This window comes from Micromonospora sp. A3M-1-15 (genome assembly GCF_024213425.1).
GTDB classification, from domain to species: domain Bacteria; phylum Actinomycetota; class Actinomycetes; order Mycobacteriales; family Micromonosporaceae; genus Micromonospora; species Micromonospora chersina.
The window spans coordinates 273,713-298,555 of sequence record NZ_JANAVK010000001.1 but is presented as its reverse complement, the minus strand read 5'-3'; the positions used below and the strand labels follow the sequence as shown (position 1 = coordinate 298,555).

Sequence of the window (24,843 nt, the reverse complement as noted above, 5' to 3'; positions counted from 1 at the left end):
CCCGGCGGCAGAGACGGCGCGCAGGCACGGCTCAGCGCAGCCGGCGCAGCAGCGCCGAGCCGGCCGCCGCGGTCACCCCGCCCACCGACCGGACCACCCGCGACACGTCGGGCAGCCAGCCGCCCCGGACCGCCTCGCCGGCCGGGTTCGGCGCGAAGACGATGCCCGGGTGCGGCGCCACCGGCTGGTCGGTCAGCCCGGCGAGCCGCATCAGCGGCCCCACGAGCACGTCGTACACCCCGGGCAGCACGGTGAAGCCGAACCGCATGACGACGTTGAGCCGCCCCACCGAGACCTCCCGGCGGGGCCGGTCGACGCAGTGCGCCATCGCCCGGGCCACCCGCTCCGGGGTGGTGACGGGCGGCGGCGGCCGGCCGACCCGGCCCAGGTAGTTGCCCGCCTGCCGGTAGACCGGTGTGTCGACGCTGCCCGGGTTGACCAGGCAGATCCGCACCCCCGGGGTCTCCCGGGCCTCCTGCTGCAACGAGCGCGTGAGTCCCTGCAGGCCCCACTTGGCCGCCACGTAGCCGCTCATGTAGGGCGCGGTGATGTGCCCGAGGACCGAGCCGGTGAGGACCAGGGTGCCGGCCGAGGCGGCCCGGAAGCGGCCCAGCGCCACCCGGGCCACCTCGGCCGCGGCCAGCAGGTCGGTGCGGATGACCTGGTCGAAGACCTCGGCGGGGGTCTCGTCGAAGCGGCCGTAGGTCATCACGGCGGCGGTGTGCACCCAGGCGTCGATGCGGCCGAACTCGGCCTCGGCCGCGTCGGCCAGCGCGGCCAGGGCGCCGGGCGCGGTGACGTCCACGGGCACGACCAGCACGTCGGCGCCGGCCGCCCGGCACTCGTCGCGTACCTCGGCCAGGGTGGCGGGGGAGCGGGCCGCGAGGACCAGGCGGTCCCCGCGGCCGGCGAACTCCCGGGCCGCCGCCCGGCCGATCCCGCTGGTCGCGCCGGTGATCACCACCGTCCGGCTCACGGTTCGAGCACGACCTTGACGCAGCCGTCCTGCTTCTTCTGGAACATCTCGTACGCCTGCGGCGCCCGCGCCAGGGGCAGCCGGTGGGTCCGCAGGTCCTCGACGCCGAGCGGGTCGTCGTCGCCGGCGAGCAGCGGCATGATCTCGTCGACCCAGCGCTTCACGTGGCACTGCCCCATGCGCAGCTGGACGCCCCGGTCGAACATCTCCATGAGCGGCATCGGGTCCTGCTCGCCGCCGTACACGCCGGAGACCGACACGGTGCCGCCGCGCCGGACCGCCTTGAGCGCGGCGCACAGCACCACGAGCCGGTCCACGCCGGCCTTGTCGGTCATGGTCTGGGCCAGCTTGTCGGGGAGCAGCCCGGCGGCGGCCTGGGCGACCTTGCCCAGCGGCGCGCCGTGCGCCTCCATGCCGACCGCGTCGATCACCGCGTCCGGGCCGCGCCCGTCGACCAGGTCGACCAGCGCGCCCGGCACGTCGTCCAGCTCGCTGACGTCGAGCACCTCGATGCCGTGCCGGCGGGCCATCTCCAGCCGCTCGGGCACCAGGTCGAGCCCGATCACCCGGCCGGCGCCGAGGTGCCGCCCGATCCGGGCGCTGAACTGTCCGACCGGGCCGAGGCCGAACACGGCCAGGGTGCCGCCGGGCGGGGTGTCCGCGTACTTCACCGCCTGCCAGGCGGTGGGCAGGATGTCGGAGAGGTAGAGCCAGCGCTCGTCGGGGCCGGTCTCCGGGATCTTGATCGGGCCGAACTGGGCCTGCGGCACCCGCAGGTACTCGGCCTGCCCGCCCGGGACGGAGCCGTAGAGCGAGGTGTAGCCGAACAGCGCGGCGCCCTTGCCCTGGCTGGTCACCTGGGGTGGTCTCGCACTGGGCGTAGAGCTGGCGGTCGCACATCCAGCACGAGCCGCAGGAGATGTTGAACGGGACGACCACCCGGTCGCCGGGCTTGAGCCGGGTCACCCCCGCGCCGACCTCCTCGACGATGCCCATGGGTTCGTGGCCGAGGACGTCACCGGGCTTCAGGTACGGCCCGAGCACCTCGTACAGGTGCAGGTCGGAGCCGCAGATGGCGGTCGAGGTGACCCGGATGACCGCGTCGGTCGGCTCCTCGATCCGGGGGTCCGGTACGTCCTCGACGCGGACGTCACGCTTGCCGTGCCAGGTCAGTGCCTTCATGCCTGAATGTCCCCTCTCGGTGCCGTCCATCGGACTGCTACCCGCGGGGGTGGGGTTGAACCGGCGGCGGGGCGGCCCGCGTACCCCGGAAAAGGGCGACCGCCGCGCCCCGGGTGCGGGGCGCGGCGGTCGGGGTGGCTCGACGGCCGGGGGACTCAGGAGCCCGGGGTGCCGGCGCGCTTGGACGTCGCCTTCAGGTAGTCCCGGTTGAGCCGGCCGATGGTGTTCAGCGGGATGCCCTTCGGGCAGGCCGTCGCGCACTCGCCGATGTTGGTGCAGCCGCCGAAGCCGGCCTCGTCGTGCGCGTCGACCATGCCGATCACCCGGGTGTACCGCTCGGGCTGGCCCTGCGGCAGCAGCGAGAGCTGGGTGATCTTGGCAGCGGTGAACAGCATGCCGGAGCCGTTCGGGCAGGCCGCCACGCAGGCGCCGCAGCCGATGCAGGCGGCCGAGGAGAAGGCGGCGTCCGCGTCCGCCTTGGCCACCGGCGTGGAGTGCGCCTCCGGGGCGCTGCCGGTCGGCGCGGTGATGTAGCCACCCGCGGAGATGATCTTGTCGAAGGCGTTCCGGTCGACCACCAGGTCCTTGACCACCGGGAAGGCCCGGGCCCGCCACGGCTCGATGTCGATCGTGTCGCCGTCGGAGAACTGCCGCATGTGCAGCTGGCACGCCGTGGTGCCGCGCTGCGGGCCGTGCGCCTCGCCGTTGATCATGAGGCTGCACATGCCGCAGATGCCCTCGCGGCAGTCGTGGTCGAACGCGACCGGCTCGTCGCCGTCGAGGATCAGCCGCTCGTTGAGCACGTCGAGCATCTCCAGGAAGGACATGTCCGGGGACACGTCCTGCACCTGGTAGGTCACCATCTGACCCTTGTCCTCGGGGCCCTTCTGGCGCCAGATGCGCAGGGTCAGGTTCACTTGTAGCTCCGCTGCGTGGGGTGGACGTATTCGAAGGTCAGGTCTTCCTTGTGCAGCACGGGAAGGCCGGTGCCGGCGTACTCCCAGGCCGCCACGTAGGAGAACCGGTCGTCGTCGCGCTGCGCCTCGCCGTCGGGGGTCTGGTGCTCGGCCCGGAAGTGGCCGCCGCAGGACTCCTCGCGGTGCAGGGCGTCGATGCACATGAGCTCGGCCAGCTCGAAGAAGTCGGCCACCCGGCCGGCCTTCTCCAGCGACTGGTTGAGCCCCTCGCCGTCGCCCGGGACGCGGACCCGCTGCCAGAACTCGTCGCGCAGCGTGCGGATCTCGTCGATCGCCTTGCGCAGCCCGGCCTCGGAGCGCTCCATGCCGCAGTGCTCCCACATGATCTGGCCCAGCTCCCGGTGGAACGAGTCCACCGTCCGGTCGCCGTTGATCGCCAGCAGCCGCTGGAGCCGGTCCTCGACCTCGGTCCGCGCCGCGACCGCCTCGGGGTGGCTGGCGTCGACCTTCTCCAAGGGGCCTGCGGCCAGGTAGTTCGCGATGGTGTTCGGCAGCACGAAGTAGCCGTCGGCCAGGCCCTGCATGAGCGCCGAGGCGCCGAGCCGGTTCGCGCCGTGGTCGGAGAAGTTCGCCTCGCCGATCACGAACAGGCCCGGGATGCTCGACTGGAGGTCGTAGTCGACCCAGAGGCCGCCCATCGTGTAGTGCACGGCGGGGTAGATCCGCATGGGGACCTCGTACGGGTCCTCGCCGGTGATCCGCTCGTACATCTCGAAGAGGTTGCCGTACTTCGCCTCGATGGCCTTCCGGCCGAGCCGGTTGATGGCGTCGGCGAAGTCGAGGTAGACGCCGAGCCCGCCCGGGCCGACGCCGCGGCCCTCGTCGCAGACGTTCTTCGCGGCGCGGGAGGCGATGTCCCGGGGGACCAGGTTGCCGAAGGAGGGGTAGATCCGCTCCAGGTAGTAGTCCCGCTCGCCCTCGGGGATGTCCCGCGGGCTGCGGTCGTCGCCCTTGGCCTTGGGCACCCACACCCGGCCGTCGTTGCGCAGCGACTCGCTCATCAGGGTCAGCTTCGACTGGTGGTCGCCGGAGACCGGGATGCAGGTCGGGTGGATCTGCGTGTAGCAGGGGTTGGCGAAGTACGCGCCCTTGCGGTGCGCCCGCCAGGAGGCGGTGACGTTGCAGCCCTTGGCGTTGGTGGAGAGGTAGAAGACGTTGCCGTAGCCGCCGGAGGCGAGCACGACGGCGTCGGCCATCTCGGTGGTGATCTCGCCGGTCACCAGGTCGCGGACCACGATGCCGCGGGCCCGGCCGTCGACGATCACCAGCTCGAGCATCTCGTGGCGGGAGTTCATCTCCACGTTGCCCAGGCCGATCTGCCGCTCCAGGGCCTGGTACGCGCCGAGCAGCAGCTGCTGGCCCGTCTGGCCCCGGGCGTAGAAGGTGCGCTGCACCTGCGCGCCGCCGAACGAGCGGGTGTCGAGCAGGCCGCCGTACTCGCGGGCGAACGGGACGCCCTGGGCCACGCACTGGTCGATGATGTTGACCGAGACCTCGGCCAGCCGGTGCACGTTCGACTCCCGGGAGCGGAAGTCGCCGCCCTTGACGGTGTCGTAGAAGAGGCGGTGCACCGAGTCGCCGTCGTTGCGGTAGTTCTTGGCGGCGTTGATGCCGCCCTGCGCGGCGATCGAGTGGGCCCGGCGCGGGCTGTCCTGGTAGCAGTAGGACCTCACGTGGTAGCCCTGCTCGGCCAGGGTCGCGGCGGCCGAGCCGCCGGCCAGGCCGGTGCCGACCACGATCACGGTCAGCTTCCGCCGGTTGGCCGGGTTGACCAGCTTCATCTCGAACCGGTGGCGCTCCCAGCGGGTCTCGATGGGGCCGTCGGGAGCCTTGGTGTCGGCGATCGGGTCGCCGTTGGTGTAGAGATCCATGTCAGGCCACCAATCCGGTGAGTACGGCGAACGGGACCACCAGGTAGCCGGCGCAGAGCGCGACGGCGAAGACCAGGGCGGCGGCGCGCGCCCGGCGCTCCCCCTTGGGGGTCTGCTGGCCGAGGCTGCGGAACGCGCTGAAGGCGCCGTGCCGCAGGTGGAAGCCGAGCGTGACGATCGCCAGGGTGTAGAAGAGCGTGACGTACCAGCGGTCCGCCGCGAAGTCCTGGACCACGTTGCCGTACGGGTTGGCCGGGTCGCCCTGCGGGTTCAGGTGACCCGTGGTCAGGTCCAGCAGGTGGTAGATCACGAAGAGCAGGATGATCACACCACCCCAGCGCATCGTGCGGGCCGCGTAGTTGACGTGGATCTTCCGGCGGTGCGCGTACTGGACCGGGCGGGCGGCCCGGGCGCGCCTGGCCAGCACGGTGGCCGAGACGATGTGCGCCAGCACGGCCCCGGTGAGCACGGTGCGCTGGATCCACAGGTACCAGGTCGACGGCAGCAGCGGCGTCCCGATCTCGCGCAGCCAGTGCGCGTAGTGGTCGAACGACGTCTCGCCCGTGAAGATCTTCAGGTTGCCGAGCATGTGCGCGATCAGGAACAGCACCAGGATGATGCCCGTCACCGCCATGACGGCCTTGAGGCCGACGTTCGAGCGGATGGGCGACCGAGTTTTCGTGATTACCACCTGACCGACGCTAGGAGGACTTTGATCAGTCGTCCAATGCATCGAACTCGCAGTCTTGATAGCCGTAGGCTATAGAGATGCAGCTCCATCAGCTCCGGTACTTCGTCGCGGTCGCAGAAGTACGACATTTCACCCAAGCTGCCGACCTGGTCGGCATCACCCAGCCCTCCCTGAGTAAGCAAATTCACGCCCTGGAGACCGACCTGGGGGCCCCGCTCTTCGAGCGGGTAAGAGGCAACATCGCCCTCACCGCGGCCGGGGAGGTGCTGCTGCCGCTGGCCAAGCGGATCCTCGCCGACGTCGACACCGCCACCCGGGAGGTGCAGGAGCTGGTCGGGCTGCGCCGGGGCCGGGTCCGGCTCGGCGCCACGCCCAGCCTGGCCACCTCGCTGGCGCCACCGGTGCTGCGCCGGTTCCGCGACGCCCACCCCACCGTCGACCTGCGCGTCGAGGAGGGCGGCTCGCAGGACCTCGTCCGCGACCTGCTCCGCGGCGACCTCGACCTGGCGCTGATCATCGAGCCCTCGACCGGCACCGACCCGGGGCTGCGCGCCGATCCGATCCTGCGGGAGAGCCTGGTGGTCGCCTCGGTCGACCCGCTGCCGGCCGCCAGCGAGCGGGGCGAGGTGCGCATCACCGACCTGCGCGACCTGCCGCTGGTGATGTTCCGCGAGGGCTACGACCTGCGCGACGCCACCCTCCAGGCGTGCCGGGCGGCCGGCTTCGAGCCGACCCTCTCGGTGGACGGCGGCGAGATGGACGCCGTGCTCAGCTTCGTCGAGGCCGGGCTCGGCGTCGCCCTGGTCCCCGGCATCGTGGTGGCCCGCCGGGCGGGCATCCGGGTCACCCGGCTCGTCCCGCCCGGCGTCCGCCGGACCATCGCGGTGGCCCGCCGCCGCGACGTGGTGCCCACCCACGCCGGCCGCGAGCTGCGCCGCATCCTGCTGGAGTACGTCCACGACGCCACCGCCGCCGACGAGCTGCCGCCGGGGGTCGAGCCGCTCTAGCTGGGGTCCGCTGTCCGGCCCACGGACCGGGCAATGAGGCTCATTCGGAAGTTTATGGCAGCAGGCTCCTGTTCAGCCCTAATACGTGCCAGGGTCGGATAATAATCTCGTATCAGACTTTCGGCGTGCATCAGGCACGTGGCGTATAGGCACGGGGGTGCAGTAAGTGACGGATCTTGTCGACACGCCGCTCAGGCCGTTGAGCCGGCGTACCTTCATCAAGTCAGCGGGTGTTGCGGGAGCAAGTGTGGTCCTCTACGCCTACCTGCCGGGTGGTGGGACCGAGGCGCTGGCCCAGATCCCTGGCGGCACGCTCGATCCGACCACGGTGCCGAAGTTCGTCACACCGCTGCTCATCCCGCCGGCGATGCCGCGGGCGGATGTCATCTGTTCACGCGGCAAAGAGATCGACTACTACGAGATCTCGGTGCGCCAGTTCCAGGAGCAGATCCTGCCGGCGACACTGCCGGCCACCACGGTATGGGGATACGGCCCCGTCGGCGGTGGGAAAAAGCACGGACGCAGGCGTCCCGACCTTCATCACGCGCCCTCGCTGACGATCGAGGCGAGGTACGACCGACCGGTCCGGGTCAAGTGGATCAATGAGTTGGTCGACCAGTGCGGCAACTTCCTGCCGCACCTGTTGCCGGTCGACCCGACCCTGCACTGGGCCAACCCGCCAGGTGGCGCGGCCGGCCGGGATTCCCGCCCCATGTTCACGTCAACGCCGGAGGCGTACACCGGTCCCGTGCCTCTGGTGACCCACGTGCACGGCGCGGTCGGGGTGGGCGACGAGAGCGACGGGTACGCCGAGGCGTGGTTCCTGCCCGACGCGGACGACATCCCGGCCGGCTTCGCCACCGAGGGCACCTGGTACAACTTCTTCAAGGGCAAGGCGGCGGCGAAGTTCGGTGTGACCTGGAGGCCCGGGCTCGCCATCTTCCAGTACCCCAACCGCGACCGCGCCTCGACCAACTGGTACCACGACCACACGCTGGGCATGACCCGGCTCAACGTGTACGCCGGCCCCGCCGGCTTCTACCTCATCCGCGGCGGCCCCGCCGGCGACGACGCGGTGCGCGACAGCCGCACCGGTCGCCGGGCGACACTGCCAGGGCCGGCGCCGCAGGAGAACGACCCGCCGAACAGGCGCTACCGTGAGATCCCTCTCGGGATCCAGGACCGGTCGTTCAACGCCGACGGCTCACTGTTCTATCCCGACAGCCGCGCGCTCTTCGACGGCATCGTGCGCCCCTACATCCCGGACGGGCCGTTCTCGCCGATCTGGAACCCCGAGTTCTTCGGCAACACGATCATGGTCAACGGCAACACCTGGCCGTTCCTGGAGGTTGAGCGGCGCCGCTACCGCTTCCGGGCCCTCAACGGCTGCGACGCGCGCTTCCTCGTTCTCGACTTCAACCAGATCCCCGGCGTCGAGGTGTGGGCGATCGGCAACGAAGGTGGCTTCCTCGCCGCCCCGGTGAACCTCACCGCGACCAACGGGAACCAGTTGCTGATGAGCCCTGCCGAGCGGGCCGACCTCATCGTCGACTTCACCAACGTGCCGGTCGGGAGCTACGTGCTGCGCAACGCCGGCCCCGACGAGCCCTTCCCGAGCGCCAACGTTGCCGATCCGGCCACGACGGGCCAGATCATGCAGTTCCGGGTCGTACACAGGATGGGCCGCGACACCTCGACCCCGCCGCAGTTCCTCCAGCTGCCGGGCATCACCCCGCTGCCAGGGGAGACGTTCACCCGGAGGCTGGCGCTCATCGAGCAGGCTGCCACGGGATTCAACGCGAACGGCGATCCCGTCGAGGGGCCGGTGGAAGTGCTTCTCGGCACCGTAGCCCCCGAACCGAACACCGGCGCATTGGTCTGGACGGCGAGAGGGTGGGCGGACCCCGTCACCGAGAACCCGGCCGTCGGGGACACCGAGGTGTGGGAGCTCTACAACACCACCGCCGACGCTCACCCGATCCACATCCACGAGGTGAAGTTCGAGGTGGTGAACCGCCAGGCCATCACCGTGGACCCGGCCACGCAGACGGTTGAGGTCGTGGGTTCGCCGCAACCTCCGCAGTCGTGGGAGACGGGCTTCAAGGATACGGTTGTTGCCCTCCCGGAGCAGGTGACGCGGGTGAGGGCACAGTTCAACACCCCCGGCCAGTTCGTCTGGCACTGCCACATCGTGGAGCACGAGGACAACGAGATGATGCGGCCCTACCGCATCGGCCCGCCACAGCCCGGCCAGCCCACCGCCCGGAAGCGCTGCTGACCTTCCTGTCCATGGTCACCGGCGGGGCGAGGCGGATCACCAACCGCCTCGCCCTGCCAGGTCCAGGGCCGTCGACCGCCCCGTCAGCGGCCCTCAGCGTCGTCCATCGCCCGGTAGATGCGCTGTTCGGAGACCGGGTACGGGGTGCCCAGCGCCTGGGCGAAGACGTTCACCCGCAGTTCCTCGATCATCCAGCGGATCTGCCGGGCGGCCGTGGACTGCCGCCTCGCCGGCGGCAGCGCGGCGAGCAGGTCCTGGTACTCCTTCTGCACCACGGCGATCCGGTCCTGCTGCTGTTTGTCCCGCTGCGGGTTGCCGGGCAGCCGGTCCAGCCGGCGCTCGATCGCGGTCAGGTAGCGCAGCAGGTCGGGCAAGCGGGCGTAGCCCGCCTCGGTGATGAAGCCCTTGTGCACCAGGCCACCGAGCTGGTTGCGGATGTCGGCCAGGGCGGCCACCACGGCCAGGTTCCGGGTGGCGCCGAGCCGCTGCTCGACCGCGTACGCGGCCCCCAGCACCTGCCGGACCCGGCCCATCACCTCGACCACGGTGTCGACCAGGTCGGCGCGGACCCGGTCGCGCAGCGCCGCGAAGCCCTCGGCGTCCCAGGCGGGGCCGCCCGCGTCCGCCATGAGCTTGTCGATGGCCGCGCCCGCGGCGTCCTCGATCAGCGCCGGCACCCCGCCGTGCGGGTTGCGGGACAGCGCCAGCTTGGCCTCGTTGCTCAGCCGCCCCTGGAGGAACTTCGCCGGGGAGGGCACGGTCAGCCGGAGCAGCCGCCGGGTGCCGGCCCAGTGCGCGGCCTCCTGCTCTCCCGGAGAGTCGAACACCTTCACCCCGACGGTCGTGCCCTCGTCGACCAGGGCCGGGTACGCGGTCACCGCGTACCCCGCGCGGACCTGCTCGATGGTGCGCGGCAGGGTGCCGATGTCCCACCCGGTCAGCCCGGTCCGGGCCACGTCGGGTGCGGCGGCGGCGACGACCTGGCGCACCTCCCGGCGCAGCTCGCGTTGCAGGGCCGGCAGGTCCTTGCCCTCGGCGACCGGCTTGTCGTCCTCGCCGAGCACCCGGAAGGTGACCCGCAGGTGCGGCGGCAGCTTGCCCACGTCCCAGGCGTCCGCCGGCACGGTCACCCCGGTCATCCGGCGCAGCTGCCGGGCGAGCGCGTCGAGCAGCGGCTCCTCGCCGGCGGGCATCTGCGCGAGCGCGGCCCGGGCGTAGTCCGGCACCGGCACGAAGTTGCGCCGGATCGCCTTCGGCAGCGACCGGATCAGCGCGATCACCAGTTCCTCGCGCAGGCCGGGCACCTGCCAGTCGAAGCTCTCCGCGGGCACCTGGTTGAGCAGCGGCAGCGGGATGTCCACGGTGACGCCGTCGGTCGGGGTGCCCGGGTCGAAGGTGTAGGTGAGCGGCAGGGCGACCCCGTCGGCCCGCCACTCGTCCGGGTAGTCGGTCTCGTCCACGCCGCCGCGCCCGGAATTGACCAGCAGCTCGCGGGTGAAGGTCAGCAGCTCAGGCTGCTCCCGGCGGGTCTTCTTCCACCAGGTGTCGAAGTGCCGGCCGGAGACCACGTCGGCAGGGATCCGCTGGTCGTAGAAGTGGAAGATCGTCTCGTCGTCGACCAGGATGTCCCGCCGCCGGGCCCGGTTCTCCAGCTCCTCCACCTCGGTCAGCAGCCGCTGGTTGTCCCGCCAGAACTGGTGGTGGGTCTGCCAGTCGCCCTCCACCAGGGCGTGCCGGATGAACAGCTCGCGGCTCAACGCCGGGTCGATCCGGCCGAAATTGACCTTGCGGGAGGTGACGATCGGGATGCCGTAGAGGGTGACCTTCTCGTAGGCCATCACGGCTGCCTGCTTCTTCTCCCAGTGCGGCTCGCTGTAGCTGCGCTTGACCAGGTGCTGGGCGAGGGGCTCGACCCACTCGGGCTCGACCCGGCCGGCCACCCGGCCCCAGAGCCGGGAGGTCTCCACCAGCTCGGCGGCCATCACCCAGCGCGGCGGCTTCTTGAACAGCGCCGAACCCGGGAAGATCGCGAACTTGGCCCCGCGCGCGCCCAGGTACTCGTGCTTCTGCGCGTCCTTGAGCCCCAGGTGGGAGAGCAGGCCGGGCAGCAGGGACTGGTGCACCTTCGGGGTGTCGATCTCCTCCGGCAGGTCCGCGCCGCCGCCGCGCCGGCCCTCACCCTTGTCCGAGGTGCGCAGCACCTGGCGGAGCTGGCTGACGATGTCCTGCCACTCGCGTACCCGCAGGTAGTTCAGGTACTCGGCCTTGCACATCCGCCGGAACGCGCTGGAGGACAGCTCCCGCTGCTGCTCGCGCAGGTAACGCCACAGGTTCAGGTACGCGACGAAGTCCGACTCCCGGTCGGCGAACCGGGCGTGCGCCTGGTCGGCCTGGGCCTGCTTGTCGGCGGGCCGCTCGCGCGGGTCCTGGATGGAGAGCGCGGCGGCGATCACCACCACCTCGGTGGCGCAGCCGTTGCGCTCGCCCTCCAGGACCATCCGGGCCAGCCGCGGGTCGACCGGGAGCTGGGCCAGCCGCCGGCCGAGCGGGGTGAGCCGCTTCGCCGGGTCGGTCTCGGCCGGGTCCAGCGCGCCCAACTCGTGCAGCAGGTTCACGCCGTCGGTGACGTTGCGCCGGTCCGGCGGGTCGATGAACGGGAACGCGCCGATGTCGCCCAGCCCGATCGAGGTCATCTGGAGGATGACCGAGGCCAGGTTGGTGCGCAGGATCTCCGGGTCGGTGAACTCGGGCCGGGAGGCGAAGTCCTGCTCGTCGTAGAGGCGGATGCAGATGCCGTCCGAGGTACGCCCGCAGCGCCCCTTGCGTTGGTTGGCGCTCGCCTGCGACACCGGCTCGATGGGCAGCCGCTGCACCTTGAGCCGGCTGGAGTAGCGGGAGATCCGGGCCGTGCCCGGGTCCACCACGTACTTGATGCCGGGGACGGTCAGCGAGGTCTCCGCGACGTTGGTGGCGAGCACCACGCGGCGCCCGGCGTGCGGGGCGAAGACCCGGTGCTGCTCGGCCGTGGAGAGCCGGGCGTAGAGCGGCAGGATCTCGGTGCCGAGCAGCGAGCGCTTCTTCTGCACCAGCTTGCCGAGCGCATCGGCGGTGTCCCGGATCTCGCGCTCGCCGCTGAGGAAGACCAGGATGTCGCCGGGCCCCTCGGCGGCCAGTTCCTCGACCGCGTCGCCGATGGCCTGGATCTGGTCCCGGACGTTCTCCTCGTCGGCGTCGTCCTCCTCGTCGGCCTCGGTGACCTCGACCAGCGGCCGGTAGCGCACCTCCACCGGGTAGGTCCGCCCGGACACCTCGACGACCGGCGCGGGGTTGCCCTCGGCGTCGGCGAAGTGCTTCGCGAACCGGTCGGTCTCGATGGTCGCCGAGGTGATGACCACCTTGAGGTCGGGGCGGCGGGGCAGCAGCTGCCGGAGGTAGCCGAGGATGAAGTCGATGTTGAGGCTGCGCTCGTGCGCCTCGTCGATGATCAGCGTGTCGTACTGGCGCAGCATCCGGTCGGTCTGCAACTCGGCCAGCAGGATGCCGTCGGTCATCAGCTTGACCAGGCTGTTGTCGCCCACCTGGTCGGTGAAGCGCACCTTGTAGCCGACCACGTCGCCCAGCTCGGTGCCCAGCTCCTCGGCGATCCGGTCCGCCACCGTCCGCGCGGCGAGCCGGCGGGGCTGGGTGTGGCCGATCAGCCCCGTGACGCCGCGGCCCAGCTCCAGGCAGATCTTGGGCAGCTGGGTGGTCTTGCCGGACCCGGTCTCGCCGGCCACGATCACCACCTGGTGGTCGCGGATGGCGGCGGCGATGTCGTCCTTGCGCTCGCTGACCGGAAGCTGCGCCGGATAGGTGACCGTCGGCACGGCGGCCCGCCGGGCGGCCAGCCGCGCCTCGGCCCGGGCCACGTCGGTCGCGATCTCGGCCAGCGCCGACTCCCGGCGCTGCGGGTCGCGCAGCTTCCGTGCCCCGTCCAGCCGGCGCTGGAGCCGGCGCTGGTCGCGGAACATGAGGGCGGGGAGGCGGCGGTGCAGGTCGCGGACGGTCTCGGGTACGGCGGGTGCGGCTGGATTCTGCATGTCGTCGCCAAGGATAGGCAGCCGCGCGGCGCAGCGCCCCCGGGTTACCGGGCGCGCGCAGCGCCCCCGGGTTACCGGGCGGCCGCCGCCGGGCCGGGTGGCCGCGGCCACCCCCCGCGCGCCCTCCCGGGTGGGGGGCCGCGGCCCGGCTAGAGTTTCCGCCGAGGCGAGGCCGACGACGGGGGGATGATCATGCGCGACACCGACCGGGCGCTGGTGCAGGCCGCGACGGCCGTCGCCAAGCTGCGCTGCCGCAGCGAGAACCACACCGTCGCCGCCGCCGCGCGGACCACCGACGGCCGGGTCTTCACCGGCGTGAACGTCTACCACTTCACCGGCGGCCCGTGCGCCGAGGTGGTGGCCGTCGGCGCCGCCGCCACCCAGGGGGCCGGCGAGCTGGAGACCATCGTGGCGGTGGGGGACCGGGGCCGGGGCGTCATCCCGCCCTGCGGCCGGTGCCGGCAGGTGCTCCTCGACTACTTCCCGTCGATCCGGGTGATCGTCGGGCCGCCGGACGCGCTGCGCGCGGTCCCGGTGAGCGACCTGCTGCCCGAGACGTACGTCTGGTCGGACCACCAGGTCGAGGTCCCGGCCGGGCCGCCGCGTACCGGCGTGTGGCCCATGCCGGTGGTGCCGGGCAGCCGTCAGGCCGCCGAGGACTGACGGCCTTCCCAGCACGTGGTTCCGGCTCTTCTTGCGAGCCTTCTACAACGTTGTAATACTCGGGTCGTCCGCCGGACGAGGAGGCCCGATGACATCGGACGTGCTTGCGGAAGAGACCCCGGTCGAGGCCCTCGGCGACCTCTACCGCGACGGCATCACCGCGTGCCGTGGCGCCTTCGGGGTCGACTGGGTCGAACGGGTGGACGAGGACATCCACGCGGCGTTCCGGGAGGCCCGGTCCCGGCCCGACGGCGCCGTCGGCCGCGGCCCGGAGCGGTGGTACGTCGAGATCCATCCCGAGCAGCTGCGCGGCTTCGTCGACCTGGTCACCCACCCGTGGGTGGTGTCGGTGTGCCGCGCGGTGCTCGGTCCCGACTACGAGATCGTCGAGCTGGGCTTCGACATCCCGTTCCCCGGCGCGAAGATGCAGCCGTGGCACCGGGACTTCCCCATGCCGGAGGAGACCCGCCTGCGGCGCCGGCTCACCTCGCTGGCGTTCAACCTGACCACCGTCGACACGGTGGAGGAGATGGGACCGTTCGAGATCGCCCCGGGCACCCAGTGGGACGACGGCCGCGACTTCGACCACGAGATGTTCCCGCCGAAGGACCGGTACCCCCGCTACGAGGCCCGCGCCGTGCGCAAGTACCCGAAGCGCGGCGACATCTCGGCGCGCTCCGCGCTGACCGTCCACCGGGGCACCCCGAACGTCAGCGACCTGGCCCGGCCCGTGCTGGTGCTCGGCGTCGACGCGCCCGGCGCGGGCAACGCCGCCCACCACGACATGGCGGTGACCCGGGACTACTGGGCGGCCCTGCCCGACCTCGTCCGGGCCCACCTGCACTGCCCGGTGGTCGACTCCCTCGTGCCGATCCGCCAGAAGCACACCATCGAGGGGCTGGTGATGGGCGCGGAGTGAGGCGGGCCGGTCAGTCGCCGGTGGCGGCCTCCAGCATCGAGCGGGGCACCGGCACCTGCTCGAAGCGGACGTTGCCCTCCGGCACCATCCAGCTCAGCACCTGCGCCACCAGCCGCCCGGCGCGTACGGCGGGGTCGTTGGCGTAGAGCTCGCGGGCCATCTGCGGGTCCACCGAGAGCACCGCGATGCCGCGGATCCGCTCGTCGTCGCCGCCGAGGAACGGGCCGGCCGCGAGGACGGCGCCCTGCTCCACCAGCCCGGCCTGGTGCGCCAGGTGCGCGTCCTGGAGCCGGTCGAGGGCGTCCTGCGGCAGGTCGGGCGCGTCGTCCGGGCGGACCAGGAGCACCACCGTGTGCTGGTCGAATCGCATGTCCTCAGGTTAGGGGCTGCCGGGCCCGCAGCGCCCGGATCGACCAGTCGAGCACCGGGGTCAGGCTCTCCGGCGGCGGCCAGCCGTTGACCACGGAGAGCAGGCGCAGGTACCGCTCCCGCCGCGGGTCGTTGGCGGACTCCAGCCGGTCCAGCAGCCGGTGACGCAGGTCGGCGTCGTCCGGGCGGCCGCAGAGCCGCGCGTACCGGCTCGTGGCCGCGGCGACGACCGGGTCGGCGTGGGGTGCGGTCGGGTCGACGCCGGCGGCCAGCGCCGGGGCGACCTCCGCCCGCACCACCGCGACGGCGTCCCGCCGGACCCCGGGCGTGCCGGCCCGGTCGGCGGCATGCTGCTCCGCCAGCCGGCGCAGGCCCGCCCGGAATTCCGGGTCCACGGCCAGCTCGGCCAGCTCCACCCACGCCTCGACCTGCTCGTCGGCGGGATCCTCGGGCAGCTCTGGAGTGAGCGAGCGGCGGATCCCCGGGAACGCCGGATCGGTCAGGCCGGCGAAGGCGCCGTCGAGGAACTCGTCGACCAGCCGCCGCCGCTCCGCCTCGGCGAGCCCGGCCAGCCGGTGCAGGAGTTCGGCGCGGGCGGCGTCGGACCCACGCCGCGCGATCACAGTCAGCACGGCCCGGCGCAGCCGCAGCACCCGGATCTGGGTGGCCAGCGCCTCGGCGTGCGCCGCGGCGACGTCGGGCAGGGCGACCTCCCGCTCCACCACCCGGCGCACCGTGGGCAGGTCGACGCCCAGCTCGCGCAGCGTCCGCACCAGCTCCAGGCGGGCCAGGGCGTCGGCGCCGTAGCGGCGGTGCCCGGTCGGGCCGCGGTCGGTCGGCGGCACGATCCCGCGGTCGGACCAGAAGCGGATGGTCTTCACCGGCAGCCCGGTCCGCCGGGCCAGGTCGCCGATCGAGTAGCGCGTCACACCGTCCATGCCGCCCACCCTGCCGCCTCCCCCTGGTGGAGGCGCAAGCCGCGCATCGACGAAGCCGAGTTAGGCGAGCCTAACCAGCTCAGTTAAGGTAAGGCGTACCTAATCCGAGAGGCGAACACCCCGTGACCACCGTCGCCGTCCGGCCCGCCCGGGCCGACGCCCCCCGCCGCCGCGGCGTGCCCCGCCGCCTCGCGGTCACCCTGGCGGCGGCGCTCCTGCTCCTCGCCGCGCTGCTGGCCAGCCTGGCGCTCGGCAGCCGCCATCTCTCCGCCGACCAGGTGTGGCACGCCCTGGTCGCCCCGGACGGGAGCGAGGCCACCACAATCGTCCGCGAGCTGCGGCTGCCGCGTACCGCCCTGGGGCTGGTCGTCGGGCTCGCGCTGGCCCTGGCCGGGGTGCTCTTCCAGGCCGTCACCCGCAACCCGCTCGCCGAGCCGCGCATCCTCGGGGTCAGCGCCGGCGCGTCCTTCGGCGTGGTGCTGGCCATCGCCGTCTTCGGCGTGAGCACGCTCACCGGGTACGTCTGGTTCGGCATCGCCGGCGCGCTGCTCGCCGGGCTGCTGGTCTTCGCCGTGGCCAACCGCACCCGCGAGGGCGCCAGCCCGGTCACCCTCGCGCTGGTCGGCGCGGCCCTCGACGCCGGTCTCGGCGCCGTCGTGTACGCGCTGCTCAGCATCGACGCCCGCACCTTCGAGGAGTACCGGTTCTGGGTGGTCGGCGGCCTCACCGGCCGGGACGTCGGCGTCGCCGGGCAGGTGCTCCCGTTCGTGCTGGCCGGCACCGCGCTCGCGGCCCTGGCCGCCCGCGGCCTGGACGCGCTCGCCCTCGGCGACGACGTCGCCCGCGGCCTCGGGCACCGGATCGCCCTGGTCCGTCTCGCCGCCGGCGGGGGCGGGGTGCTGCTCACCGGCGCCGCGGTGGCCGCCGCCGGGCCGATCGCCTTCGTCGGGCTGGCCGTGCCGCACCTGGCCCGGGCCCTGGTCGGAGCCGACCACCGGTGGACCCTGCTGGTCGCCGCGCTGCTCGGCCCCGCCCTGGTGCTCGGCGCCGACGTGCTGGGCCGGCTGGTCGCCCCACCCGGCGAGATCCCGGCCGGCATCATCACCGCCCTGCTGGGCGCCCCCCTCCTGGCTCTCCTGGTCCGCCGCGCCAAGGTCGTGACGGCATGAGCACGTCGACAGGCGCTCTGGCCGGACGGTCGCTCGTGCGGGTCGGGCCGCTCAGCGTGCCGGTGCGTCGGCGGCCGGTGCTGGTCGCGGTCACGCTGTTCGTGCTGCTCGCCGGTGCCGTGGTGGTCAGTCTCTCGCTCGGGACGCCGTACGTGGCGCCGGTCGACGTGCTGCGGGCGCTCGCCGGCGCCGGCACCCCGTACGACCTCGTGGTGCTCGACCTGCGGCTGCCCCGCGCGGTGCTCGCGGCGCTGGCCGGGGCGGCCTTCGGGGTGGCCGGCACCCTGATCCAGAGCGTCGCCCGCAACCCGCTGGCCAGCCCCGACGTCATCGGCGTCACCCAGGGCGCCGGCCTGGCCGCCACGGTGGCCCTGACCAGTGGCGCCGCGGCGGTCCTGGTGGCGCCGGCCGCGCTGGTCGGCGGCCTGGTGGCGGCCCTCCTGGTCTTCGCCCTCGGTGCGCGGCACGGCCTGGCCGCGCAGCGCTTCGTGCTGGCCGGTGTGGCGGTGGCGTTCGCGCTCCGCGCGCTGACCGAGGTGGTCATGCTGGCCGCCGACCCGATCGACGGGCTGCGCGCCCAGCTCTGGCTTATCGGCACCCTGGCCGGCAAGGGCTGGGCTGAGGCGGCCTGGATCGCCGGCACCCTCGCCGTGCTGCTGCCCGTGCTGCTCTGGGCCGCCTGGGCGCTGCGCAGCACCGCCCTGGACGACGACACCGCCCGGGGGATCGGGCTGCGCCCGGTGGCCCGGCGGATCGGCCTGGCCGCCACCGGCGTGCTGGCCGCCGCCACGGTCACCGCCCAGGTCGGCGCGGTGGACTTCGTGGCGCTTGTCGCCCCGCAGGTGGCCCGGCGGCTGGTCCGCGCGGAGCGGCCGCCGCTGCTCTGCTCGGCCCTGCTCGGAGCGCTGCTGCTGGTGCTCGCCGACCTGGCCGGCCGCCGGCTGTTCGCGCCCACCCAGCTCCCGGCCGGCGTGCTCACCGCGGCGATCGGCGGCCCCTACCTGATCTTCCTGCTGCTGCGCACCCGAGGGAGGCGGTCGTGACCGCGATGCTGTCCACCCGTGACCTGGTCGCCGGATACGAGACCCGGACCGTGCTGGACGGTCTGGATCTCGACCTGCCCGCCGACGCGTTCACGGTGATCGTCGGGCCGAACGCCTGCGGCAAGTCCACGCTGCTGCGCACCATGGCCCGGCTGCTCACCCCGCGCCGCGGCGCGGTGCTGCTCGACGGCACGGCGATCCGCGACCTGCCCACCCGCGAGGTGGCCCGGCGGCTCGGCGTGCTGCCGCAGAGCCCGCTGGTGCCGGAGGGGATCACCGTGGCCGACCTGGTCGGCCGGGGGCGGCAGCCCTACCAGCGCTGGTGGCGGCAGTGGTCCGCGGAGGACGGCCGCGCCGTCGAGGCGGCCCTGGCCATGGCCGACGTGGCGGAGCTCGCCGACCGGCCGGTGGACACCCTGTCCGGCGGGCAGCGGCAGCGGGTCTGGATCGCCATGACCCTGGCCCAGGACACCGAGGCGCTGCTCCTGGACGAGCCGACCACGTTCCTCGACCTGGCCCACCAGGTGGAGGTGCTGGACCTGCTGCACCGGCTGCGCGCCGAGCGCGGCCGGACCGTGGTCGCCGTGCTGCACGACCTCAACCAGGCCGCCCGGTACGCCGACCACCTGGTCGCCATGCGCGCCGGCGCGGTGGTCGCCGCCGGCCCGCCGCGCGAGATCCTCACGGTCGACCTGGTCCGCGACGTCTTCGGGCTCGACTGCGTGGTCGTGCCCTGCCCGGTCACCGGCGCCCCGCTCGTGGTGCCGGCCCTCACCCACACCTCGGCCGTTCCGGCCGCCACGCCGGCCCCGGCCGGCGCCTCCGTCGGCGACGCCTGACCGCGCGTCGACCCGTACCTGTCAGGAAAGGACTTTTTGATGCGTCGTCTCGCCGCCGCTCTCACCGCGGCCCTCGCCCTCGGGGTGGGCCTCACCGCCTGTGGGGAGAGCGACCCCGTCTCCGGCACCGCCGCCGGGGAGACCCGGGAGATCACCCACGCCATGGGCACCAGCAAGGTGCCCGCCGAGCCGAAGCGCGTGGTGGTGCTCGACACCGACAAGATCGACACCGCGCTCTCGCTGGGCGTCACCCCGGTCGGCGCGGCGACCGCCGGCGAGGCGAAGAGCTGGCCCACCTACTTCGGCGCGGACAAGCTCGCCGGCATCAAGGAGGTCGGGGTGCTCACCGAGCCCGACCTGGAGGCGATCAACGCGCTCAAGCCGGACCTCATCCTCGGCAGCAAGTTCCGCCAGGAGAAGTTCTACGACGAGCTGTCCGCCATCGCCCCGACCGTCTTCACCGAGAAGGTGGGCATCACCTGGAAGGAGAACTTCCTCCTCGACGGCAAGGCCCTCGGCAAGGAGCAGCAGGCAAAGGACCTGCTGGCCACGTACGAGAAGCGGGCCAAGGACTTCGGCGCGAAGCTGGGCGACGCCTCGTCGCGGAAGGTCTCCATCGTGCGCTTCATCCCGGGCAACATCCGCGTCTACGGTCCGGACTCGTTCTCCGGCATCGTGGTCGGTGACACCGGCCTGGGCCGCCCCGCACGGCAGCTGCTGGAGGGCAAGGAGGACAAGCGCTTCGACCTGGTCAGCCCCGAGCGGGTCAACGAGGTCGACGGCGACGTCGTCTTCGTGACCGCGTACGGCGAGAAGGCCGCCGCCGAGCAGGCGAAGGTCACCGCCGGCAGCCTCTGGCAGGGCCTGTCCGCGGTCAAGGCGGGCAAGGCGCACGTGGTCTCCGACGAGGTCTGGATGACCGGCATCGGCGTCGGCGCCGCCAACAAGATCGTCGACGACCTGGAGAAGTACCTGGCCGCCTGAGCCACCCGTACCGTCCAGCGCCCGCCCGGCCCCGTGCCGGGCGGGCGCTGCCGTCCTCAGGCCGGGACCGGGTGGCCGGCCTCGAACCGGTCGCGGGTGAGGAAGGCCAGCCGGGCCCGCTTGTCCGGCATGTCGATCTCGGCGTCGAGGGTGAAGCCCTCCGCCTCCAGCCGGCGCAGCGCGCGGTCGTTGCGCACGTCCGGCTCGGCGACGACACGCCGCGCGGCGGGATCGGTGAAGAGGAACCGGGCCAGGGCGGGAACCACCGCCGAGGTGATCCCGCGCGTCTGCTCACCCCGCACGAGCATCAGGTGCATCCCGACGTCGCCGGGCCGGACCGGGTAGCGCTCCCCGACCGGGTCGGCCTCCGGCTGGTAGCTCTGGAACAGGCCGACCGGCGTGCCGTCCAGGGTGATCAGGTAGGCGTGGTGCGTGGCCAGGCCGTCGAGGAACTCGTAGACCTCGCGCACCTCCGCCTCGGTGTGGTCGCCCATGCCCCAGAACCGGGCCCACGGCTGGGTCACCCAGCCGTGCAGCAGCGCCGCGTCCACCGCCGGGTCGACCGGGACGAGCCGCAGCTCGCCGAGGCCGGCCAGCTTCTCCTGGTACGTCATGACGGGTCTCCTTCTCACGTGAGGTCGGTGTCGGGCACCGGGATCAGCTCGCCGGCCGCCCAGCGCGGCAGTTGGTCGTCGAAGTGCGGGTCGCCCGGCCGGCCGGAGGCGCCGAACGGCACCACCCAACGGCTGCGCGAGCGGTCGGTGAGGTCCCAGACGTAGCGGGCCACCGGGCCCCGCCAGCAGGCGTCGGAGACCCCGGGCACGCTGGAGGTGGCGAGCACGCAGTCGGTGTCGCCGCCGAGGGCCACCCGCTCGCGCATCGCCGCTACCGCGGTGTCCACGTCGGACGCCACGCCGAGCTGCACGGGGTGCAGCCGGTGCCGCGCGCCCCACGCCGGTGCCGGGCCGGCCGCCGCCACCTCGGCGAGCGCCGCGGCGGCGACCGCGCCGACGTCCACCCCCAGCCGGTCCGCCCCGCCGACCAGCGCGTCGAGGGCGTGCCCGAGCCGGGTCAGGGGGTCGGTCCACGGCGCGAACAGCCCGTCGTACCGGGCCGGGGCCCGCAGCGGGCGCAGCCGGGGGTGGTCGTGCAGCCGGCGGACCAGGGCGGTGCGCCAGGCCGCCCAGGCGCCGGCGTCGGTGCTGTCGGCGGCCATCCGGCCGTCCCACGCGCGCAGCCGCCGGCGCAGCGCGCGGGTGGCCGGGTCGAGCGCCGCCGGGTCCAGCCGGTCCAGCAGCGCCCGCAGTGGACCGGCCGCCAGCCGGGTGTCGACGTGCACGGCGTGGGACGGGACGCCCGCGGCGAGCAGCTCCCGGATCCGCGCGGCGCGGTGCGGGGGCGCGAAGTCGACCCCGAGGTCGGCCACGTCGTCGCGGCGGTCGTTGGCGCAGACCGCCGTCCCGGTCACCTCGACCGGCTTGGTCTCGGCGTACCGGCCGGACCAGCGGTAACGCGGCTCCCAGCCGGGCACCGGCGCCCACCGGCAGCGGTCGTCGCGCACCGGCACCAGCCCGGCGACGAGCTGGCGTACCCCGCCGTGCCGGTCGGCCACCAGCACGCTGTTGACCGGCTCGACCCAGCAGCGCAGCGCCTCGGCGACGTCGTCGACGGTCCGCGCCCGCAGCAGCGGCAGCAGCGCGTCGAAGCCGAGGTCCGCCTCGACCCGGGCCGGGACCCGCAGGCTGAGCGCCTCACCGGTGTGCCGGTCGTGGTCGATCACCGGGCCGCGCGGGGTTTCGATCACCTCGACCGGCTCGGTGGCGGCGCCCCGGACCCGGATCCGCTCGACGTGGCGGCGGGCCGGCAGCCAGCCGTCGGCGTCCCGGACCAGCACCCGCCCGTTCTCGCGGCGCAGGTGCTCGCGGTAGACGTCCTGGTAGTCGGCCATCGCGTTGGTGACCGCCCAGGCCACCTCGCCGGCGTGGCCGAAGTGCGGCAGCCCCGGCACCCCGGGGAAGGCGAATCCGAGCACGTCGAACTCGGGGCAGGCCAGCCGGACCTGCTGGTAGATGCCGGGCAGTTCGAGCACCCGGTGCGGGTCGCCGGCCAGCACCGGCCCCCGGCCGGCGGCCGGGTCACCGGGCGCCACCCAGGCGTTGCTGCCCGACCCGCCCGGTCCCTCCACCGCGAACAGGCCGGTCGCCGCCGGGCCGAGGGTGGCCTCGACGTGCGCCCGCCAGAGCTTGTTGGGGAAGGTGCCGAAAAGGATGTGCTGCACGAGGAAGACGCCGAGCGGGGACCAGGGCCGCCACCGGCCGGGGGCGCAGCCGGTCGCCGCGAACTCGGGCGCGCCGGATGCGCCCTCGGCGAGCCCGGCGTTCACCCCCTCCACGTACGCGGAGACCCAGCGGCGGGTGGCGGGGGAGAGGCGCCGGTAGCAGCGGGCCGCGGTGTCGGCGAGGCGGGCCCGCCGGGCGAACCGGTCCCAGCCCAGCTCGGCGGGGCCGAGGTGGGCGGCGAGCCGACCCTCGGCGCGCCACCGCTCGACCTCGATCTGCCAGGCCCGGTCCAGCGCGGCGGCCCGGCCCTGGAGCCGGGCCAGCTCCTCGACGGTGTCGCCCCACAGCTGCGGTACGCCCCAGGCGTCGCGACGGATGCCGGCCCGCCCCTTCGTGAACATCAACTTAGGCTACCCTTCCCTAACTTAGCCTTACTGGAGGGGCGACGTGAAGCGGAACAGTTCGCCCTGCACGACGGGTGCGCGGCGCGCTGGGCGGAGACCGCGGCCGTCGGTGACACCATCGAGGCCACCGTGCAGGGCAGCGCCTTCGCCCTGCCCGAGCCCGCGCCGCGCCACCTCTACCTGGTCGGCGACGCCGCCTCGCTGCCGGCGGTGAACAGCCTGCTCGACGCGGCCGCCGACGTGCCGGCGACGGTCTGGCTGGAGTACGCCCACGAGGGCGAGCGGGTCCTGGCACCGCGCGCCCGGGACCACCACGAGGTCACCTGGATCCCGCGCGACGCCGACGGCGAGGGCCTCGTGAAGACCGTCCGGGACGCGCTGCCGGCCACCGAGGACGCGCACTACTGGGTGGCCGTCGAGGCGGCCAGCACCCGGGACATCACCCGGCACCTGCGCCGCACCCTCGGCGTCGGGCGGCACCAGGTGACCTCGCTCGGCTACTGGAGTGTCCGCTGACCGCCTTGATCGGAAGTTAGGTTAGGGTACCCTAACTTCCGCGATAATTTCCGGACCGCGCGGGACCGCGCCGTGCGGTCGCGCCCAGCCGTCGTGCCCGCTTCCGACCACTGAGGACTGCCCATGAGTCTGCCCGGAGCAAGCGTTCCGGCCCCGTCGTCCGGCGCCGGCCCGGCCGCCGCCCGGGACCACCTGTTCACCGCCCGCTCGCTGGACCGCTACCGCGCCGTGCTGGCCGAGGGCATCGAGCGGGTGGCCCGCCGGGTGGCCACCGCGGACCGGCCGTTCACCGGGGCCGGCCCGGACGACCTCGCCCCGCGCGTCGCGGCCGTCGACCTCGACCGCCCGCTCGGCGACCCCGGCGCGGCCCTCGACGAACTGCACGACGTCTACCTGCGCGACGCCGTCTACTTCCACCACCCCCGCTACCTCGCCCACCTGAACTGCCCGGTGGTGATCCCCGCCCTGCTCGGCGAGGCGGTGCTCAGCGCGGTCAACTCCTCGCTGGACACCTGGGACCAGAGCGCCGGCGGAACGCTCATCGAGCGCCGGCTCGTCGACTGGACGGCCGGGCGGATCGGGCTCGGCGCCGCCGCCGACGGGGTGTTCACCAGCGGCGGAACCCACTCCAACCTCCAGGCGCTGCTGCTGGCCCGGGAGGAGACCAGGGCGCGGGCCGGACTGCGGCCCGGATCCGAGGCGCTGTCCCGGATGCGGGTGCTCACCTCCGCCGCCGGCCACTTCAGCGTGCAGAAGGCGGCCCGGCTGCTCGGCCTCGGCCCGGACGCGGTCCGCACCGTCGACACCGACGCGCAGCGGCGGATGCGTCCCGACGCGCTGGCCCGGGAGATCGCCCGCTGCCGGGCGGACGGGCTGCTCGTGATGGCCGTGGTCGCCACCGCCGGCACCACCGACTTCGGCAGCATCGACCCGCTGCCGCAGGTCGCCGACATCTGCGCGGCGGCCGGCGTCTGGCTGCACGTCGACGCCGCGTACGGCTGCGGGCTGCTTGTCTCACCGACCCGCCGGCACCTGCTCGACGGCATCGAGTGGGCCGACTCGGTGACGGTCGACTTCCACAAGTCCTTCTTCCAGCCGGTCAGCTCCAGCGCCGTGCTGGTCCGCGACGGGCGGACGCTGCGGCACGCCACCTGGCACGCCGACTACCTCAACCCGGCGCGCGCCGTCGAGCAGCGCATCCCCAACCAGGTCGACAAGAGCCTGCAGACCACCCGCCGATTCGACGCGCTCAAGCTCTGGCTCACCCTGCGGATCATGGGGGCGGACGGCGTCGGCGCGCTCTTCGACGAGGTGGTCGACCGGGCCGGGGAAGCGTGGCACCTGCTCGCCGCCGACCCCCGCTTCGAGGTGGTCACCCGGCCGACGCTCAGCACCCTGGTGTTCCGCTGGCGCCCGGCCGGCCTGGCCGCCGACCTCGTGGACGACGCCAACCTGTACGCCCGCGAGGCGCTCGCCACCTCCGGCGCCGCGCTCGTCGCCGGCACCCGGGTCGACGGCGCCCACCACCTGAAGTTCACCCTGCTCAACCCCGAGACCACCGGGGACGACGTCGCCGCGGTCCTCGACCTGATCGCCGAGCACGCCGGCTGGTACGCGCGCACCCGCACCGCCGACGAGCTGACCCCGGTCGGCTGACCG

Annotated in this window: 18 protein-coding genes and 2 pseudogenes; 10 read left to right on the top strand and 10 right to left on the bottom strand. The window is 73.4% G+C overall.

Features of this window, described 5'->3' with window-relative positions:
• Window positions 1–31: 31 nt before the first annotated feature.
• From NLX85_RS01450 to NLX85_RS01425, 5 genes and pseudogenes are all read right to left on the bottom strand, one after another.
• The gene (locus tag NLX85_RS01450) at window positions 32–976 is read right to left on the bottom strand and encodes an SDR family NAD(P)-dependent oxidoreductase (protein ID WP_254333544.1); all 945 of its coding nucleotides are present in this window, start codon (window positions 974–976) and stop codon (window positions 32–34) included.
• Window positions 973–2,158, bottom strand: a pseudogene (locus tag NLX85_RS33235) (zinc-dependent alcohol dehydrogenase). The gene NLX85_RS01450 and the pseudogene NLX85_RS33235 overlap by 4 nt, the downstream one beginning before the upstream one ends.
• Before the next feature lie 155 nt (window positions 2,159–2,313).
• Window positions 2,314–3,075 carry a succinate dehydrogenase/fumarate reductase iron-sulfur subunit gene (locus NLX85_RS01435; protein ID WP_254331211.1) on the bottom strand — a complete coding sequence of 254 codons (762 nt, stop codon included), beginning with the start codon at window positions 3,073–3,075 and terminating at the stop codon, window positions 2,314–2,316.
• A complete protein-coding gene (locus NLX85_RS01430) occupies window positions 3,072–5,006 on the bottom strand; it encodes a fumarate reductase/succinate dehydrogenase flavoprotein subunit (RefSeq protein WP_254331210.1) in 1,935 nt (644 codons plus the stop codon). The genes NLX85_RS01435 and NLX85_RS01430 overlap by 4 nt, the downstream gene beginning before the upstream one ends.
• Before the next feature lies 1 nt (window position 5,007).
• Window positions 5,008–5,739: a succinate dehydrogenase cytochrome b subunit gene (locus NLX85_RS01425; protein WP_256566110.1), complete on the bottom strand. Its 732-nt coding sequence runs from the start codon at window positions 5,737–5,739 to the stop codon at window positions 5,008–5,010.
• A gap of 29 nt (window positions 5,740–5,768) precedes the next feature.
• Here NLX85_RS01425 and NLX85_RS01420 point away from each other — a divergent pair, with 29 nt between their 5' ends.
• Both NLX85_RS01420 and NLX85_RS33340 read left to right on the top strand, forming a co-directional pair.
• Complete coding sequence (locus NLX85_RS01420; protein WP_254333540.1) at window positions 5,769–6,704, top strand: LysR family transcriptional regulator; 936 nt, start codon at window positions 5,769–5,771, stop codon at window positions 6,702–6,704.
• A 166-nt stretch (window positions 6,705–6,870) separates the two neighbouring features.
• The gene (locus tag NLX85_RS33340; RefSeq protein WP_374628042.1) at window positions 6,871–8,982 is read left to right on the top strand and encodes a multicopper oxidase domain-containing protein; all 2,112 of its coding nucleotides are present in this window, start codon (window positions 6,871–6,873) and stop codon (window positions 8,980–8,982) included.
• Window positions 8,983–9,065: 83 nt separating this feature from the next.
• Here the strand turns inward: NLX85_RS33340 and hrpA are convergent, their stop codons facing one another.
• Window positions 9,066–13,061, bottom strand: a complete 3,996-nt coding sequence (hrpA, locus tag NLX85_RS01410; protein ID WP_254331208.1) for an ATP-dependent RNA helicase HrpA — start codon at window positions 13,059–13,061, stop codon at window positions 9,066–9,068.
• Between the two features lie 192 nt (window positions 13,062–13,253).
• Here hrpA and NLX85_RS01405 point away from each other — a divergent pair, with 192 nt between their 5' ends.
• Together NLX85_RS01405 and NLX85_RS01400 are read left to right on the top strand one after the other, a co-directional pair.
• Entirely contained in the window at window positions 13,254–13,724 is a 471-nt protein-coding gene (locus NLX85_RS01405; protein WP_254331207.1) for a cytidine deaminase, read from the top strand.
• Between the two features lie 88 nt (window positions 13,725–13,812).
• Complete coding sequence (locus NLX85_RS01400; protein ID WP_254331206.1) at window positions 13,813–14,643, top strand: phytanoyl-CoA dioxygenase family protein; 831 nt, start codon at window positions 13,813–13,815, stop codon at window positions 14,641–14,643.
• 10 nt (window positions 14,644–14,653) lie between these two features.
• Here NLX85_RS01400 and NLX85_RS01395 read toward each other — a convergent pair whose 3' ends face one another.
• Together NLX85_RS01395 and NLX85_RS01390 are read right to left on the bottom strand one after the other, a co-directional pair.
• The gene (locus tag NLX85_RS01395; protein ID WP_212837058.1) at window positions 14,654–15,013 is read right to left on the bottom strand and encodes a YciI family protein; all 360 of its coding nucleotides are present in this window, start codon (window positions 15,011–15,013) and stop codon (window positions 14,654–14,656) included.
• Between the two features lie 4 nt (window positions 15,014–15,017).
• A complete protein-coding gene (locus tag NLX85_RS01390; RefSeq protein WP_254331205.1) occupies window positions 15,018–15,950 on the bottom strand; it encodes a MerR family transcriptional regulator in 933 nt (310 codons plus the stop codon).
• Between the two features lie 122 nt (window positions 15,951–16,072).
• Here NLX85_RS01390 and NLX85_RS01385 point away from each other — a divergent pair, with 122 nt between their 5' ends.
• Genes NLX85_RS01385 through NLX85_RS01370 form a run of 4 tightly spaced genes read left to right on the top strand, consistent with a single transcriptional unit; the run spans window position 16,073 to window position 19,985 of the window.
• On the top strand, window positions 16,073–17,119 hold the full coding sequence (locus tag NLX85_RS01385) for an iron ABC transporter permease (protein WP_254331204.1): 1,047 nt from the start codon (window positions 16,073–16,075) through the stop codon (window positions 17,117–17,119).
• Window positions 17,116–18,162 (top strand): iron chelate uptake ABC transporter family permease subunit, encoded by a 1,047-nt coding sequence (locus tag NLX85_RS01380; RefSeq protein WP_254331203.1) that lies wholly within the window; start codon window positions 17,116–17,118, stop codon window positions 18,160–18,162. The genes NLX85_RS01385 and NLX85_RS01380 overlap by 4 nt, the downstream gene beginning before the upstream one ends.
• Window positions 18,159–19,001, top strand: coding sequence for an ABC transporter ATP-binding protein (locus NLX85_RS01375; protein ID WP_374628041.1), 843 nt, complete (start codon window positions 18,159–18,161; stop codon window positions 18,999–19,001). The genes NLX85_RS01380 and NLX85_RS01375 overlap by 4 nt, the downstream gene beginning before the upstream one ends.
• 39 nt (window positions 19,002–19,040) lie before the next feature.
• Entirely contained in the window at window positions 19,041–19,985 is a 945-nt protein-coding gene (locus tag NLX85_RS01370; protein WP_254331202.1) for an ABC transporter substrate-binding protein, read from the top strand.
• A gap of 56 nt (window positions 19,986–20,041) precedes the next feature.
• Here NLX85_RS01370 and NLX85_RS01365 read toward each other — a convergent pair whose 3' ends face one another.
• Window positions 20,042–20,599 (bottom strand): GNAT family N-acetyltransferase, encoded by a 558-nt coding sequence (locus NLX85_RS01365; RefSeq protein WP_254331201.1) that lies wholly within the window; start codon window positions 20,597–20,599, stop codon window positions 20,042–20,044.
• A 14-nt stretch (window positions 20,600–20,613) separates the two neighbouring features.
• Window positions 20,614–22,665, bottom strand: coding sequence for a penicillin acylase family protein (locus NLX85_RS01360; RefSeq protein WP_254331200.1), 2,052 nt, complete (start codon window positions 22,663–22,665; stop codon window positions 20,614–20,616).
• A gap of 51 nt (window positions 22,666–22,716) precedes the next feature.
• Between NLX85_RS01360 and NLX85_RS01355 the strand changes: the two are divergent.
• Both NLX85_RS01355 and NLX85_RS01350 read left to right on the top strand, forming a co-directional pair.
• Window positions 22,717–23,184, top strand: a pseudogene (locus tag NLX85_RS01355) (siderophore-interacting protein); the annotation flags it as partial.
• Between the two features lie 123 nt (window positions 23,185–23,307).
• The gene (locus NLX85_RS01350; protein WP_254331199.1) at window positions 23,308–24,840 is read left to right on the top strand and encodes an aspartate aminotransferase family protein; all 1,533 of its coding nucleotides are present in this window, start codon (window positions 23,308–23,310) and stop codon (window positions 24,838–24,840) included.
• Window positions 24,841–24,843: the final 3 nt, after the last annotated feature.